20 protein-coding genes are annotated in these 16,228 nt (G+C 44.5%); 18 read left to right on the plus strand and 2 right to left on the minus strand.

The genetic code is table 11. From position 1 onward, the window contains the following. The first annotated feature begins 254 nt into the window (after positions 1-254). From L0660_RS15590 to L0660_RS15655, 14 genes are all read left to right on the plus strand, one after another. A complete protein-coding gene (locus L0660_RS15590; protein WP_235160252.1) occupies positions 255-938 on the plus strand; it encodes an MCP four helix bundle domain-containing protein in 684 nt (227 codons plus the stop codon). A 90-nt stretch (positions 939-1,028) separates the two neighbouring features. Then, positions 1,029-1,193, plus strand: coding sequence for a hypothetical protein (locus tag L0660_RS15595; protein WP_234612798.1), 165 nt, complete (start codon positions 1,029-1,031; stop codon positions 1,191-1,193). Positions 1,194-1,401: 208 nt separating this feature from the next. Continuing rightward, complete coding sequence (locus tag L0660_RS15600) at positions 1,402-1,794, plus strand: YidH family protein (RefSeq protein ID WP_234612799.1); 393 nt, start codon at positions 1,402-1,404, stop codon at positions 1,792-1,794. 111 nt (positions 1,795-1,905) lie between these two features. Next, positions 1,906-2,343: an Rrf2 family transcriptional regulator gene (locus L0660_RS15605; RefSeq protein ID WP_233794383.1), complete on the plus strand. Its 438-nt coding sequence runs from the start codon at positions 1,906-1,908 to the stop codon at positions 2,341-2,343. A gap of 145 nt (positions 2,344-2,488) precedes the next feature. Continuing rightward, positions 2,489-4,492, plus strand: coding sequence for a cbb3-type cytochrome c oxidase subunit I (locus L0660_RS15610; RefSeq protein ID WP_234612802.1), 2,004 nt, complete (start codon positions 2,489-2,491; stop codon positions 4,490-4,492). A 34-nt stretch (positions 4,493-4,526) separates the two neighbouring features. Further along, positions 4,527-5,546, plus strand: a complete 1,020-nt coding sequence (locus tag L0660_RS15615; protein WP_234612804.1) for a cbb3-type cytochrome c oxidase subunit II — start codon at positions 4,527-4,529, stop codon at positions 5,544-5,546. Between the two features lie 45 nt (positions 5,547-5,591). After that, a complete protein-coding gene (locus L0660_RS15620) occupies positions 5,592-5,849 on the plus strand; it encodes a hypothetical protein (RefSeq protein ID WP_234612805.1) in 258 nt (85 codons plus the stop codon). A 4-nt stretch (positions 5,850-5,853) separates the two neighbouring features. Next, entirely contained in the window at positions 5,854-6,264 is a 411-nt protein-coding gene (locus L0660_RS15625) for a cytochrome C (RefSeq protein WP_234612806.1), read from the plus strand. Position 6,265: 1 nt separating this feature from the next. Next, entirely contained in the window at positions 6,266-6,661 is a 396-nt protein-coding gene (locus L0660_RS15630; protein WP_234612807.1) for a group III truncated hemoglobin, read from the plus strand. After that, positions 6,658-6,870, plus strand: coding sequence for a hypothetical protein (locus L0660_RS15635; protein WP_234612808.1), 213 nt, complete (start codon positions 6,658-6,660; stop codon positions 6,868-6,870). The genes L0660_RS15630 and L0660_RS15635 overlap by 4 nt, the downstream gene beginning before the upstream one ends. Before the next feature lie 24 nt (positions 6,871-6,894). Next, positions 6,895-7,299, plus strand: coding sequence for a DUF488 domain-containing protein (locus L0660_RS15640; RefSeq protein WP_234612809.1), 405 nt, complete (start codon positions 6,895-6,897; stop codon positions 7,297-7,299). Positions 7,300-7,456: 157 nt separating this feature from the next. Further along, positions 7,457-8,497: a cytochrome-c peroxidase gene (locus L0660_RS15645; RefSeq protein ID WP_235160253.1), complete on the plus strand. Its 1,041-nt coding sequence runs from the start codon at positions 7,457-7,459 to the stop codon at positions 8,495-8,497. A 51-nt stretch (positions 8,498-8,548) separates the two neighbouring features. Continuing rightward, a complete protein-coding gene (locus L0660_RS15650; RefSeq protein WP_234612811.1) occupies positions 8,549-8,827 on the plus strand; it encodes a 2Fe-2S iron-sulfur cluster-binding protein in 279 nt (92 codons plus the stop codon). Between the two features lie 194 nt (positions 8,828-9,021). Further along, positions 9,022-9,447, plus strand: coding sequence for a DNA-directed RNA polymerase subunit alpha C-terminal domain-containing protein (locus tag L0660_RS15655; protein WP_234612812.1), 426 nt, complete (start codon positions 9,022-9,024; stop codon positions 9,445-9,447). A gap of 148 nt (positions 9,448-9,595) precedes the next feature. Here L0660_RS15655 and L0660_RS15660 read toward each other — a convergent pair whose 3' ends face one another. Then, positions 9,596-10,030, minus strand: coding sequence for a globin domain-containing protein (locus L0660_RS15660; RefSeq protein ID WP_235160254.1), 435 nt, complete (start codon positions 10,028-10,030; stop codon positions 9,596-9,598). Positions 10,031-10,193: 163 nt separating this feature from the next. Continuing rightward, entirely contained in the window at positions 10,194-11,090 is an 897-nt protein-coding gene (locus L0660_RS15665; protein WP_235160255.1) for an AraC family transcriptional regulator, read from the minus strand. Between the two features lie 300 nt (positions 11,091-11,390). On the opposite strand from L0660_RS15665, the gene L0660_RS15670 reads away from it, so the two are divergent. The 4 genes from L0660_RS15670 to L0660_RS15685 all read left to right on the plus strand — a co-directional run bounded on the left by L0660_RS15670 (position 11,391) and on the right by L0660_RS15685 (position 16,121). Continuing rightward, a complete protein-coding gene (locus tag L0660_RS15670) occupies positions 11,391-13,052 on the plus strand; it encodes a carboxylesterase/lipase family protein (protein ID WP_235160256.1) in 1,662 nt (553 codons plus the stop codon). Positions 13,053-13,268: 216 nt separating this feature from the next. Continuing rightward, entirely contained in the window at positions 13,269-14,147 is an 879-nt protein-coding gene (locus tag L0660_RS15675) for an AraC family transcriptional regulator (RefSeq protein ID WP_235160257.1), read from the plus strand. Positions 14,148-14,237: 90 nt separating this feature from the next. Continuing rightward, positions 14,238-14,777, plus strand: coding sequence for a hypothetical protein (locus tag L0660_RS15680; RefSeq protein ID WP_235160258.1), 540 nt, complete (start codon positions 14,238-14,240; stop codon positions 14,775-14,777). A 129-nt stretch (positions 14,778-14,906) separates the two neighbouring features. Continuing rightward, a complete protein-coding gene (locus tag L0660_RS15685) occupies positions 14,907-16,121 on the plus strand; it encodes an MFS transporter (protein ID WP_235160259.1) in 1,215 nt (404 codons plus the stop codon). The last annotated feature ends 107 nt before the right edge of the window (positions 16,122-16,228 follow it).

A 16,228-nucleotide genomic window follows, 5' to 3' on the forward strand; every position in this document is an offset into this window, starting at 1 on the left:
CTTGGTTTTATTTGAAGGTTTTAACCGGTTTGACGCTTATATATACCTGTTTTTTAAGCAGAAGCAATCGTGAAAACATTGGGGTGCAATTTAATGAAGACAGGTGGTTAGGCATTTAAGCCTGTAACAGGGCAAAAAGTTTAGGTATATGCTTAGGGCTGATTACTATAATTTCCTAAATCCTTTTATAAGCCTGGCGGATGTTCTTTGCCGACGCCGGGCTTTCTTACTCTGGTCTTATAAACAATGTTCATATGAAATGGTCTTTTGTAATACGACAAAAAGTTAAAGCGGCAGTAGTACTTGCCGGTATTTTAGTAGTGATAATGCTTGCTTCTCTCAGTACGAATCAGACGATACAGGTTATGGATCAAAGTCTGGAATCTGTATTTGTTGACCGTTTACAACCAGCTGTTGATCTTGTGTTTTTGAGCGAAAACCTATATAACAGACGGCTTCTGGTGCAAGGGTATTTAACCGATTCATCCTCCATCTCGACAGGAGAACCGGTTAAAACCTCACGTATTGACAATTCCGAGCGCAACCGTCTGATCAGTAGCTTTGAGAAGACTTCATTGACTGCTTTGGAAGCAAAAAAACTTTCCTATTTTAAAGATCGATTGAAAGCTTATGATAGGCTCGAAAATTCCGTTCTACAACTTATCAGTAGAAATCGCCATCAAGAGGCCGGACTTTTGTTTGGAGATCAGGGAGCAATTATTTTCCGGGAAGCTGTTTCAACTCTTCATTCTATTGCTCAAATACAGTCCGATGCGGGTAAAAAGACAATAAAAAGCGCCCACGGGCAAGCAGCAGGAGGGCTGATCAATATTTCTCTTTTACTTGCAGTCTGTATTGTAATAGGACTCGTTATTTTAAACCTACTTAAAAACCAAAGTCTGGTTGATCAAAAATCAGAGACGTTCCATTTAAACTAGCAGCTTGGCAGATAAGCTTTTGTATCAAAAGACGCTAGATTATTGCGTGGATTGAGATTTTTCTTACAAATGGGCGGATCATACGCAACTATGAGATTATTCTCCTTCATGACCCGGATTATCGATCAAAATCCTGGTGAAAATGAATTTCACCAGGCATTCCAAGAGGTGGCCGAAACAATTATTCCATTATTGAGGATAAGCCGCATTACCAGAAAGCTAAAATCCTGGACCGTAAGGGAGATGGGCGCATGAGCTATATGCAGGGGGCCAATATAGGAGGCTTTGTCCGGGTGGCTGATGCTATGCTTGCGCAAGGGCTTGTTTAAATAGAGAACCTGGCCACACGACCGTGCAAAGCTAATATCGACATTGCATAATAACTCTTTAACAATACAAGGGAGGATGACAGCTATGCAAGAACAGGGTGTTATCATTAAGGTATATAGGACATTCAGGCCACATGAGTATAGAAAAAGATAGCAATCCATCAGCATTTACGCCTAATGATCATCTGGCTAATGAACGGACTTACCTTGCTTGGTTAAGGACAGGGATCGGCATTATGGCCTTTGGATTTGTGGTTGTAAAGTTTTCACTGTTTGTAAAACAGCTTGGTTTCGTGCTGCAAACACAAGTTGCTACGCCTTCGCATGCATATTCAGCCATTATTGGGATTTTTTTGGTCGTCCTAGGTATGCTTGCCATTTTGTTTGCCTTTTTGCAGTACCGTAGGACTGATAAGCAACTTAAAACCGGGCGGTATAAACCAACAACTTTATTGACCACCATTCTTACCGGAGTCATTTTAGTCATCAGTATTCTATTAATTGCTTATCTACTGCTAAGCGTGTGATACCGCCTGTAATTATGCCGAAAAACAGCAAAACAGTGCGTAAAATAAAAGAGTAAAAAGTATTTTATTTTCCGAATCTTGAAGATATATTTGCACATAAACCAGATGCAGATGTTTTTTTCAAAAACGTGCGAATATGCAATAAGAGCGGTCATTTTTGTTGCCCAGAAGTCAGAAGGAGGCAGGAAAGTGGGTATTAAAGAAGTTGCGGCTGGTATTGATTCACCGGAACACTTCATTGCAAAAATTCTTCAGGAACTCAGCAAACGTGAGCTCATACAATCCAGTAAAGGTCCAAATGGCGGCTTTTATGTTGACAGCATTGCCCGGAGCAATACACTGGCCGATATTGTCAGGGCGATTGACGGGGAAAAAATATTTAAGGGCTGCGGGCTTGGGTTAAAAAGTTGCTCTGAAACAAAGCCTTGCCCACTGCACAACGATTTTAAAGAAATCAGAACAAAAATGCATCGCACGTTACAGTCTGCGACGATCGGGGAGTTTAATGAAAATTTGAACTTAGGGCTGAGCTACATTAAAGAAAGATAAAATTTTCCAGAGTAAAAGATATTCAGGTCTTAATATATATAATATGATCGCTGTTAGTAAGTATAAGATTATAAGTAGCGTATGCCTTTTGATTTATTTGGTTGCGACTCCTGTATATGCAAATAGCCTATTTGGACAAGCCGTTATGCTATCGGTAGGAATCGTTGCATTGGTGATGGCCCTAGGTGTGCTTTTCATTGCGGTCCTGATCAAAAACGTTGTTCAACATGATCTGATTAATAAAATCAACCCGGGTAGACAGGATTATTCAAGATATCTCCATAACCTGAATAGCCAACAGATCTCTCTGCTGCTCGACCGGATGGGGAAAAAGCAGCATTTAGGGGTTATTGCGCTCGCTATGCTTAGTTTGGTAAGTTTTCCTTCACACGCACAGTCGAGCCAACCAACTGCTGACTCGCTGCTGAGCCAGGGAGGTATTTTAATTACCATTGTCCTGATATCAATCCCTGTGCTGGCAGGCGCTATCTTCTTATTTATCAAGATCACCGACACATTAAACAGGTATAGAAACCAGCAGCGCGTGGCAGAGGCCGGGCGTGTGGCAGTATATCTGGGGGGTATTGAAGGTGAGGATCTTGCAGAAACACTGCAACGAAGAAAAGATGCGCTGGATTTTGTATTGAGTCATAATGAACTGTCGGGCGCATTAACGGCCAACGATCATAAAGGGCTGATCAACAATGTAGAGCATGAGGCATCACTTCCATTTGTGGCACGTAAAAGAAAGGCGCACGTTCGCCCGAAAGTAGACCCGCAACTTTCCAGGCTTGTCACCTGGTTCATCATCACTGCGACATTCTGGCTTGTTTTTGGAACGACGGTAGGGGAATATATTGGGATAAAATTTGTTGCGCCGGATGCAGACCAATTCAGCTGGCTGAGCTTTGGGCGATTGCGGCCGGTCCATACCAATGCCGTTTTCTGGGGCTGGGCATCACTGGCAATGCTGGGGTTAGGTAACTATGTCGTGCCCAGGGTCAGCAATACAAAACTATTCAGTATAAAACTCGGATGGTACACATTGATCCTGATTAATACGGCGGTGGTACTGGGCACATTGTCTTTGATGGCTGGAATCAATAATGGGGGCGGGGAGTACCGGGAGTACATATGGCCAGTCATGCTGCTTTTTGGCATTGGGCTTCTGCTAACATTGATCAATTACTTCAAGACAGTCGCCAGCCGCACTACGAAGGAGATCTATATTTCAAACTGGTACATTGTCTCTTCGGTGATTTTTGGAATTGTGATCGCGGTGGTTGCATATGTGCCTGTTTGGCAAAATGGGCTGGGTGAAACGATCATTCAAGGCTATTACATGCACCAGGGTGTTGGAATGTGGTTCATGCTGTTTACGCTCGGGATCGTTTACTACTTCCTGCCCCAGCAGCTCAATAAACCGATCTATTCGTATAGCCTTGGTATACTTGCTTTTTGGACCCAGATCCTTTTTTATACACTTATTGGTACCCATCATTTTGTTTTCAGTGCGATTCCCTGGTGGCTTCAAACGGTCGCCATCGTGGGCAGTGTGGGCATGATCATTCCGGTAGTGGCAGGTACGACCAATTTCCTGTTGACCTTCAAAGGCGCGTGGTACAAGATCACCGACAGTTATACGCTTCCGTTCTTTTTAACGGGTATCCTTTTTTACTTTACCGGTTCCTTGCAGGGAACTGCCGAAGCCTTCCGGTCTACCAATCTGCTTTGGCATTTCACTGATTTTACTGTCGCCCATTCCCATTTGACGATGTATGGCATTATCTGCTTTTTGCTCTGGGCAGGGATTTATGCACTTATGCCCCGTATTACCGGGCAGGAGCCGCCGCAGATCACGGTTGGCGCGCACTTTTGGCTGGCGTTGATCGGGCTTTTGTTTTACACGATACCGTTGATGTACGGCAGTACCATGCGCGGGTTGATGTGGATGGAAGCCAAACCTTTTATTGACTCGGTCAGCTTTATGGCGCCGTTTTGGCTCTGGCGGGCGATTGGGGGAAGCCTGATGTGGCTCTCACACCTGTTTTTTGCCTATAATCTTTACAGGATGATGGTCTCACCGGGCACAGTTGATATTAAGGAAACGGCATTTGAAAAGCTGAAATCTATTGATCACGTGTCCTGAAACCGAGCATATCTATCCCATTCAATTTGACATCATGGATTTCTTCGATAATCATAACAAACTATTTGGCGCTGCTTTCCTGCTCTTTATCGGCTTAACAGCTTTCGTGGCCGTATTGCCTGCCATTGATAATGAGCAGAACAATGCGCCGCTGCCAAGTGCAGTGCCGCTCAGTGAGGCGGCGATCAGGGGAAAGGCATTGTATGTCTCCAATGGATGCGTGGCCTGCCATACCCAGCAGGTCCGCAATGTGGACATGGATAAGGTTTGGGGCCAGCGGCCAGGGCTGGCGGCAGACTATGCTTCAAATCGCCGCACGGATTTCTGGCGTAATACCGCCACGCTGATGGGTACTGAGCGGACCGGGCCCGACCTAACCTCGATCGGAAGCCGGCAGCCCAGCCGGGAATGGAACCTGGTGCATTTATACAACCCGCGTATTGTGATCAAGCAGTCCATTATGCCGGCATATCCCTGGCTGTTCGAAAGTAAATCCGAGCCGGCAAAAGAGGATGTGGTTGTAAATGTTCCTGATGCGTTTCAAAGACAAGGGATGACTCTGGTAGCAACTCAGGATGCGCTGGACCTGGTCGCTTATTTACAATCATTGAAACAGGCCGAGCTCCCTGGCGCAACGGGCGCCCCTGCATTTTTATATGCAAAAGATGAACAGAAAACAGAAAGTACGGACCAGTCAATGCAAGCCAATTCTGAAACTTCCGAAAATGGCCAGATGCTTTACGCCACCCATTGTCAGGCATGCCACCAGGAAAACGGAGAAGGTTTGAAAGGCGCTTTTCCACCTTTGAAAGGTAGTACGGTTGTGCTCGATAAAGATCCATCATTAATTGTAAACATCGTGATGCGGGGCTATGACGCCCGCCAGGAATATGGGGCAATGCCCGCTGTGGGAGCGAATGCAGATTTAAGTCCGGAGCAAATAGCCGCCATTATAAACCACGAGCGCAGCAGTTGGGGCAACAATGCGCCCAACGTAACGGTGCAACAAGTAGAGCAGATTGTGCAGAAAATCAAGGAAATGCCTGTGCAATAGATGCTATGGCGGCATTTTTCAAATTTTAGAGAATTCAGATTTGATATGAAAAAAGCCTTTTTGTTAGCCGTGTTTGTCTTGATGGGCTTTTTTGCTGCGGCGTGCCCGGTATGTGACCAGCGTCAGCCAAAGCTATTACAAGGTATCGCGCATGGGGCCGGCCCGGAGAGCAACTGGGACTATCTGATCGTGTCGGTTGCTGCCATCATTGTGATACTGACGCTCTTCTTCTCGGCAAAGATGTTGATCAAACCCGGCGAAAAGTCAGACAACCATATCAAAAGGCTTATTATAAACATTTAGTGTTATGGAAGATAAAAGCACAGTTTTTCTTTTCCTGGATCAGGACCAAACGCCCATCGCTGAGTTTCTCTCCCCTGTGAATTTTGAGCTGGATACCCGTAAAATGGTGGATGGCAAGCATGAGTTGAAAATTATCAGTAAAGACCCGACGGGCAAAGAAGGTATCCGGATCATTCCTTTTGAGGTAAAGAACGGGCCTGCCATTGCCGTTGAAGGTATCGCCGAGAATGCAGTGGTGGATGGGATAGTCCCATTAATGATCAATGCATATGGAAAAGGGGACCAAAAGCGGTTTCTGATTACCGGAAGTGAAACACCCCAGAGCATTCCGGCCTGGATCTGGATCCTGCTCATCGGCTTTTTAGGGTGGTCGATCTATTACCTTATCCGATACATTAACTTGGTAACTATTTGAAATGAAAACAAAACAAGAGATACTCGACATTGACGATATCAAGCTTTTGGTAGATTCTTTTTACGCAAAGGTCAGGGCGGATGCATTATTATCACCCGTTTTTAACGAGCGGATCAGCGATAACTGGCCGCAGCATATGGAAAAAATGTACAAGTTCTGGCAGACAGTGCTTTTAAAGGAGCATACTTATTATGGAAGCCCGTTTACACCGCATGCGATATTACAGGTTGACCACACTCATTTTGAAAAATGGATGGATTTATTTGTCGGGACCATTGATGAACTGTTTATCGGCGAGAAAGCCCAGGAAGCAAAGTTCAGGGCGGAGAAAATGGCGGAAATGTTTGAATATAAAATCAAGTACTACCAAAGCTATCCATCCCGTGTGATTTTATGAGATCCGGTCAAATCAAGACCGTGCCTATGATGCAGGACCATGAAAACGAATGCAAGCGCATGCGAAAAATCGCAGCATTGAGTGGCAATTACACACCGGGCCCTGATGCTTGCACTGCCAATAAAGCTTTGTTTTTTGTGCTTGAAGAATTTGAGAGTGATCGGCACAAGCATATACATCTTGAAAAGGAATTGCAGGCGGATGATTAGCAGAACCTAACATTTAATCAGAATATGAGGTCTGATAGTATGGAAACGACTGAGCGAGATCTTATAATAAACGTAAAGCGGATATATGAACCGGCCAGCAAAAAGGATGGCTTTCGCATACTTGTTGACCGTTTATGGCCAAGGGGATTAAAGAAAAGCCAGGCCGGGGTCGACCTTTGGCTTAGAGAAATTGCCCCGAGTGCCGAACTGAGGAAATGGTTTAACCACGACCCGGAACGGTGGCCGGAGTTTGTTGCAGACTACAACTTCCAGCTCAACAAAAACAGGCAAATTGCCGGGCAACTTATCGCTTTGATCAAGCAGCACAAAAAAGTATCCCTTTTGTATGCTGCCCAAGATGAACAGTTTAACAATGCCATTGCGTTGAAAGGGTTCCTGGACAAATTCATGAAAGCAGACCATCAATGAAAGATATTCCGGTAAGACAATGATTATCCATCCCATTTGTCTAGTGTTTATACTTACAATTCTTTGTAGCTCCTGCGGAAGGGACCAGGAAACGTTGCGCCAAAGGAAGCCGAAGGTAATCGAAACAATTGCTGATCTGGACGCATTACCACGGTACGTGACAGACCCTGATGACAACCCTTCGACCCCGGGAAAGGTAAACCTGGGCCGGTATTTGTTTTTTGACCCTATCCTTTCCGGAAACAAGGACGTATCCTGCGCCACCTGTCATCAGCCCGAGTTCAATTATGCTGAGTTCCTGGAAACCTCCATCGGGGTAAATGGGAGAGGTACTGGTAGCAAGCGACGATTTCTGGATCCCAATGACATTCCGTTTGTCAAAAGAAACTCGCAAAGCATTTTAAACACAGCCTTTAACGGCATAACCAATCACGAAACATACAGGCCTGAACTGGCCCCGATGTTTTGGGATTTAAGAGCAAAAGGATTAGAGGCGCAGGCATTGGAGCCAATTAAAACACTGGAAGAAATGCGGGGCAATGCTTATGTGGATCACCAGATCCTGGATGAAATCATCGAGCGGATAAATAAGATCCCTGCCTATAATGAGCTATTTTCGAAAGCATTTCCCACAGATCCCAAACCAGTCACCCAAAAAAATTTAGCGAAGGCGTTAGCGTCCTTCGAGCGGACGCTTATTGCTAGCAATACCCGGTTTGACCAGTATATGCGCGGTGACAGCAATGCATTGTCGACCAGCGAAAAGGATGGGATGAATGCGTTTTTAGTAACAGGATGCGCAAAGTGTCACTCGGGTCCCATGTTTTCTGATTATAAGCTGCATACTTTGGGCGTGCCCGACACTGATAACCGGGCAGAAAGTGACGCGGGTATCAATCAAGATTATGCATTTAGGACACCCACACTACGTAACCTGCGTTTTACTGCTCCCTACATGCACAGTGGCAAGTTTACTACTTTGGATCAAGTGCTGATGTTTTATGAAGATGTGGCAGGAGGAAAGATTCTCAACCCGAATGTGAAAGCTGGCAGCATTGATTCCCTCGCCACACACATGGACGTGAATTTCAAGGATATTTCAAGGATCGTCGAATTTTTAAATACACTCAACGATGATTCCTTTGATAAAACAATTCCTGTAACCGTACCAAGTGGCTTACCTGTGGTAGGTCTTTGAACAGTGAGGAGTAAGCAAAAGCATTAATAATTAAGTCAAACACTTATAAATTTGAAAGAAGAACAGAAATGCACAATTCTCTTTACACTGATTTACGGAAATGAAGAATATCAGGTCCAGACGCTGGAAAGGAATTACCTGTCTTTGATGACGTTAATTTCGGATTATGTGAACATTTCTGGATTTGGGCTCTGTTGTGGTATGGGAAGCTGCGGAACCTGTATGGTACAAATAGATGGACGCTTCACCCTAGCCTGTCAGGTTCCTGTTGACGATTGGCTTGCTAATTCCGAAATAAAAATTGAGCCTTCCATTATTTTTACATCTTGATGCTATTAACCCTTACATCTATCTAGTAAAAGATACTTACGAAAGAAAAAATGCAACCTTTGAGGAAATAATAAAGGCTTATAAAATTTCATCAAAAACTACATTTTATAAAATATTAAAAGCAGCTGAGAAGGTTGTATAGAATATGTCTGCTTCAATGATTAAATAGTTGATAATCAGTAATTGAAATAAGTATGGCAAAAAATAAAATTGAAACGGAGGAAATTTTGAAAGCGTCTTATAGAGTTGAACTGTTTATTAGGAAGTTTGAGAAGCAGATCCAAACAGCTTTAATTTATGAGCCTAGTGGTAGTATTGGACAGGATATACAAGTGCTGAATGAATTTGTGAAAAATCAAAAGATGCTTATCGAGGATGCTAGGAAATCTCTTTCCGGGAATTACGATTATAAGAGTAATTACTTAGATACAGAAATTGTCTCGACCCCACTTTCAACGCGGACTTCCTTATGTTTGAAAAATGCTGATATAAAAACAGTCAAAGACTTGATAGAAGCAAAGAATAAATACGGACTAAGTCATTTTAAGAATTTTAGAAATTTTGGGAAAACCGCGTATGATGAAGTTGTTCGATTTATAAATATCGTTGAAAACCTCTAACATCGCATGAGATGCTGTACTGGCGCAGTTGGAATACATTCAATTTCGGCACAAACAGGAGTACTGTAATATAATGTCCCGGGATAAAGTCGGCTACATTTCCCTTATCAGAAGGATATAGGTAGAATGAATTAATCTCCTGCGACTCCTACATCTTTTGTTTTACTACAAAAGGCGGCCAGCCACTCCATCCACCCTTTTTCGCTACTGATTTGCTATACAAATCCGCTTGTGCACCCGACATGATCGCTGCGAGTTGCTGGTATGCGACCAGCCATGCGTCAATGAGTCCGGGTGTTGCAGCCTCGCCGAGCACTTCTCCAATGGAAGCCAGTAAATGCTTGCCGACGATGTCATACTGCTCGGGCCTGATATCGAGGCTTACGTGTTTGTTGGCAGTTCGGTTCAGGGCATGGGATAGCACCTGCCGGCTATCGATGTGTTCAGCATAAGCTAACACAGCCATTGCCAGCGCAGTTGGCTGGGCTCCAGAATGCTGGTTTACTGAATTAAATACATTTCTGAGCTCCGGATTTTTTGAGCATCCTGTTATAGAAATAGGTGCCCAGTTATGTAACCGCAATAAGCTGCATAAAAAACCGGTCGTTAAAACGTAATATGGATTTGGGAAAGTAAACTCCTAAAATCGAGCTTTCTGTGGCTCTGAGCGCCTTGAAAGTACAGTAAATGTAATGAGACACACGTTTAACTGTTACTTACTTTCACAAAATGCTAGATGAGTGCTTTTAATTTTGATGCCGAAAATCATTAGGCGTAACACCTGTTTTCTGTTTAAAAAAATGGGTAAAGTGTTGTTGATACTTGAATCCAAGCTGATGTGCTATTTCGCGAATCGACTTGTTACCTTCAAAGATTCTAAGTTTTGCTTCTTCAATTATCGTAGACTGTAATAGGTCCAGTGCTGTGCTTCCAGTTTCCATTTTAATGAGGTCGCCGAAATAGGTAGTGGAAAGGTTAAGCTTCTCGGCGCAGTAGGCCACTGTGGGCAGGCCTAAAAGTTGGGTTTTTTCTGTTTTGAAATAGTCGTCCAAGAGCGCTTTAAACCGTACCACAATGTCACTGTTTACATGCGTGCGGGTAATAAACTGCCGGTCATAAAACCGCACGCAATAATTGAGCAACAGTTCGATATTGGAAACGATCAGCGTTTTGCTGTGCTTGTCAATATTTTGGTTTATTTCAACGGTGATTTTTCGAAGGCAATCCATAATTGCATTCCTCTCTTTTTTAGACAGGTGAAGCGCTTCCCTAACCTGATAAGAGAAGAAAGAGTAGTCGCTTATACTGTCTCCCAAATGTGTTCCGACCAGCAGGTCCATATTAAAAATAAGCCCATAGCCTGACGGCTTGGTCATGATGCCATTATTATCGATACCGTAGACTTGACCTGGCGCAACAAAGATCAAAGTCCCGTTATCATAATCATACGGCTGACATCCATAGGTTATATCACTACACTTGATGTTTTTTAAAAATACCGCATAGACACCCATGTAACGTCTACAATGCTGGACAGCCGATATTTCATCAAAATTTATGACGCTTACCAACGGGTGAAGCGTCTCAACGCCAAGCCAGGTGTTATAATCCTTGACCGTATCAATTCTTTCAATTTGATCCATAACATTTAAGTTTTCTACCCAAATATACTATTGATGATTTTCCCGGGTCCAGCGGGAAGACCTAATCAGTAAAACTGGTAAATGAAACAGTAAAATGTATAAAACACATTCAGGGCGAGCCAACAATCTTTGTAATATGAGCAGTCAAGCTCTGATCATTCTATCATCGCACGGAACAGCTCTGATAAGTATTTCTTATCAGTAGGTAAGTAATCACTATTAGACTTTTTCTGTATTATCTTGTATTCTTGCTATTCGTGCATTTTGCTGATTTTCATCTCAACCAGCCTTTAGAGTACTATGAACACTATTGACAGGAGACTATTTTTATCCCAACTGTCGGTCGCAGGCGCAGTGGCCGCAACGGCAGGGTTCGGTTTTACGACAGCACGCAAGCCTGACGAGTTTGTTGAAGCCGAGATCAATACGGGAAAAATTAGAGGTGTCCGCAGTGATGGGGTCAATGTATTTAAAGGTGTTCCGTATGGTGGTAAAATTTCCGGGGACAGAAGGTTCCGTCGCCCCGCGCCTTTGCAGCCGTGGACGGGTGTTAAGGACGCAACACAGTTTGGCGCGCCAGCAATTCAGGCCCCCAGACGGAATGAGCCCGCGCCATCGGAAGATTGTTTGTTCCTTAATGTTTGGACCCCGGCCAATGACAACAAAAAACGGCCAGTCATGTTTTACAGTCACGGAGGTGGTTTTGTTGCTGGATCAGGCGCGGCGCAGGGCCAGGACGGGTCTAATCTTGCGCGGAATTTTGATGTCGTTGTCGTGCAGACCAATCACCGCTTAGGCTTGCTGGGCTTTCTTTATCTGGACGAAATCGCTGGCCCGGACTATGCAGGGTCCAGCAACATGGGCATGCTCGACATTGCTGATGGGTTGAAATGGGTTAACCAAAACATTGCCCAATTTGGCGGTGATCCTAATAATGTCATGATATTTGGGGAATCGGGTGGGGGAGCCAAAACATCTTGCTTGTATACAATGCCAGCTGCTGCACCGTACTTTAATAAAGCGTCGATCGAAAGCGGCCCGGGTGTTCGGATGACGACCAAAGAAACGGCTGCGGAGACAACGGCGATGCTTTTGAAAGGGCTTAATATTTCAGCCAAAGATTGGAAGAAGTTGCTCGACATCCCGGCTTTGGATTTGCTGGCTATGCAGGCCAAGCTGCCGTTTGTTCCGCCATTTATTGAAAAAAATAACAATAGGGAGGCGATGCAGCGTAATGCAGGTGGTTTTGGTCCGGTCGTGGACGGAGTTGTTCTGCCGCAGCACCCTTTTGATCCCGTCGCGCCAGAAATCGCCAAAGACAAACCCTTATTGGTTGGCTGGAATGAAGATGAGCATACTTTTTTTGCATGGGAGCGGAAGGATACCGAATCTTTTAAAATTGATTTTGAAGGACTTAAAAACAAACTCGAACCCAAGTACGGTCAGGATACGGATAAGCTAATTGAAACCTATCGGAAAGCAAATCCCAATGCGTCGGCACCGGATATTTTTGTCGCGATCTCGTCCATTGCGATGATGGGCCTGGGCTCTGTGACGATTGCGGAGAGAAAAGTAAAACAAGGCGGGGCACCCGTTTACCTGTATAATTTCGGCTATAAATCGGAGAAGAAGATCCCGGGCACGGATTACGCCATGGGCACGCCGCACGCGATGGACATTTCTTTCAAATTCAATAATGAGATCCCGCCGCGCGACGGTTCTGCGCCCAAGGAAAGCTTTTTCGGAGGAAATAATCCCGACCGTTTTGTGGCTTCCCATCATTTCGCCGAGCTCTGGGCAACATTTGCAAGAACGGGAAAACCTGCCGCCAAGGATGTGCCTGAATGGCCTGCTTACAATTTGAAAAACCGGCCAACTATGCGCATTGATACTAAATGTGAGGTCATCAACGACCGCTTCGCTCAGGAGCTGGTTATGTGGAGATCACTTGGTAAAGTTTAGCCGTCGGCCGCTTTTACGGCGTCGAAATGTCGTTTGGAAGAGTAAATACGTCCGGTTAAAGCCGGGGAAAGGTTCTCTGAAATATAGTCAAGTCATATCGGCCCGTTTTTCAAAAGAAAGAAATTTAACCCCAGATTATGAATATCAAACAGGTAGTGTTTGCCGTTACAATTGGAGCCGTTGAACATTTTTGTTTGATAATCATAACCTACAACTATGAAAGATCGTAACATTGCACCCATTTCCGAATTTGGTGCCGAGCTAAGAAACCAGGGATTCAAGGTTTTTGAAATTAAGGCTGGTGAAAATGTAGTCAGGACCTATAACCGGAAGGATTTCTATAAAATCTGCCTCGTTACGGGTCGTAGCCTGGTGCAATACGCCGACCGCGGGATTGAAATTGATGCAAAGACCTTATTCTTTGGCAATCCGCATATCCCATACTCTTGGGAAATCATTTCAGAGGAATATACCGGGTACACCTGCTTGTTTTCGGAAAGCTTTTTAAAGGTCAATGAGCGTTCGGAAAGCCTTCAGGAAAGTCCGTTATTCAAAATAGGAGGGACGCCCATTTTTACATTATCGGAAGAGCAGCGGAACTTCATTGCTACGATCTTTCAGAAAATGATCGCCGAAGATGCCACAGGTTACTTGTTCAAGCATGATCTAATGCGAAACTACATTAACCTGCTGATTCACGAAGCACTGAAAATGCAGCCTGCCGAGAATTTCTTTAAGCATAAAAATGCAGCAGAACGCACCGCTTCTCTGTTTTTCGACCTTTTGGAAAGACAGTTTCCGATTGAAAGTATAGATCAGCCGATGCAGTTTAAAACTGCCCAGGAGTTTGCAAATAGATTATCCGTGCATGTCAATCATTTGAACCGTTCGGTGAAAGAAATCACAGGCAAGCCCACCAGTACCCACATCGCAGAAAGGATCATTATGGAGGCGAAAGCGCTTTTAATCCACACGGATTGGACGATTGCCGAAATCGGCTATGCGCTTGGATTTGAGTATCCTGCCTACTTCAACAACTATTTTAAAAGGCTTACCGGCACGGTTCCTTCATCGGTGAGGTTGCAAACTGCGTGATATCCATAATGATTGGTTTGATTATCATCATAACAGGGTGGTAATTCAGGGATACCTTTGTAAAGAGGTACAACGAGTTACAACCCAGTTATGAAAAATTGCAACGCTTCAATTCCAGAGAATGCTGGCGGTACGAAGCAAAAATGTTTTAAGGTTTACAAGACAAGTTTGGGGTTGGATATTCAGTCAACCTATACGCGCAGGGATTTTGCTAAAATTTACCTTATTACCGGTAAAGCCCATATTCACGCAGGCGGAAAAACATTTCATACCGATAAGCCTATCCTCCTTTTTGAGCCGCTGGTGCCTTACTCCTTAAATGAAGTCCCGGGCACTGAGCTAAGTTTCGCCTGTCTCTTTTCCAGAAATCTTTTGGAATATGACTTGTGTTCAAACACCTATCGACAACTGATGACATTCGCTGGGGTTTCGATGCCTATGTTTTTCCACCTGGACAGCAAACAGAAGAATTTCATCGCCAGTGTGTTTGAGCAAATCATTCTTGAACAGGATAGGTCCTACACGTTCAGCCACGAGCTTTTCTGCAATTATATGAACCTGATACTCCACGAGGTTCTTAAAAAAACGACTGGCAGCATCCCCTCTTACCAGCCATTCCATTTCAATTAAATCTAGATAATTCACTAGCTGTATTGGTCAGCATTGTTTGATTTCCATAACCTATGGTTTGGTAATCATTATTACAAAGGGTGATCAGGGGAGTAATTTTGCAACATTCTAATTATTCGCTTTACTACTATGAAAGAAGAAAAATCAATCACAACCACCGGGGAGCCAAGATGGATTGCGGTGTATTCCATATCACTTGCAGTAGCCGGACTAATCACTTCTGAATTCCTTCCTGTGAGTATTCTGACGCCAATCGCACGGGACCTTCATGTGACAGAAGGGATGGCCGGGCAGGCAATCTCGGTTACAGCATTAATTGCGATGTTTTCCAGTTTATTTACTGCAATTCTGACCAAGAAAATTGACAGGCGGTGGGTACTCTTATCGTTTTCGGTGTTACAGATCATTTCTAATATCCTTGTTTCACAGGCATCTTCTTTTGCTGTGCTCATGGCTGGCAGGGTACTGCTCGGTATTGCAGTAGGTGGGTTTTGGGCCATGTCCACAGCTACAACGATGCGGCTGGTACCACAGCATCTTATCTCAAAAGCGCTTTCCATTGTTTTTGCGGCTGTCTCTTTTGCGACTGTCCTGGCCGCGCCTCTGGGCAGTTTTTTGGATGGGATTATCGGCTGGCGTAATGTATTTATGCTGGTATCTGGCATTGGTGTTATAGCGCTCGTCTGGCAGGCGCTCGTACTGCCGCCGATGCCGCCAAGCAGCCCTTCGCAGTTGCATACACTGGTTTCGGTATTCAGGCGCAGGGATGTAAAGAGAGGAATGCTCGGTGTTACATTTTCATTTGCAGGTTATGCGATCTTCTTTACCTATCTGCGCCCTTTGCTGGAAAATATTACACATGTGCCGGTGGCCATTCTGACAACCATTCTCCTGTTTTACGGCGCTGCCAACTTCTTTGGAGCCATCATTGCCCGGTTTATGATTGATAAAAACCTTTCATTGACTATGGTGGCAATGTCTTTTTTAATGTCTATTGTCACTGCCCTGCTCATTTTCCTGGGTGGTAATATGATCCTTGCATCGCTGTTTATCGCAGTTTGGGGCTTTGCATTCGGCAGTGTCCAGGTGGGCTGGCCGACCTGGATTACCCTTGCAGTTCCCGATGAAGCCGAAAGTGGGGGCAGCGTCCTTGTTGCCACAACACAACTTGCCATTACGCTGGGTGCAGGCCTGGGTGGGCTGGTATTTGACCATATAGGGATTGGAGGCACATTCGGACTGGGAAGTTTGGTTTGGCTTTGCGCTGCATGGGCAATATGGCGTGCCATGAAAGGGCGTGTATGGAAGGCTGCTTCGGCAAGCGGCGGTATGGTGCATTTATGATTTGAAGGCATGACCCGCCCGCCCGAACATTGCTTTTTGACTTGTTTGATATTCATAATATATCGCTTGATATCCATTGGACTTAGTAGTAGCGATCCCACTAATTT

It is taken from the genome of Dyadobacter sp. CY351, assembly GCF_021502625.1.
Lineage (GTDB): Bacteria > Bacteroidota > Bacteroidia > Cytophagales > Spirosomataceae > Dyadobacter > Dyadobacter chenhuakuii.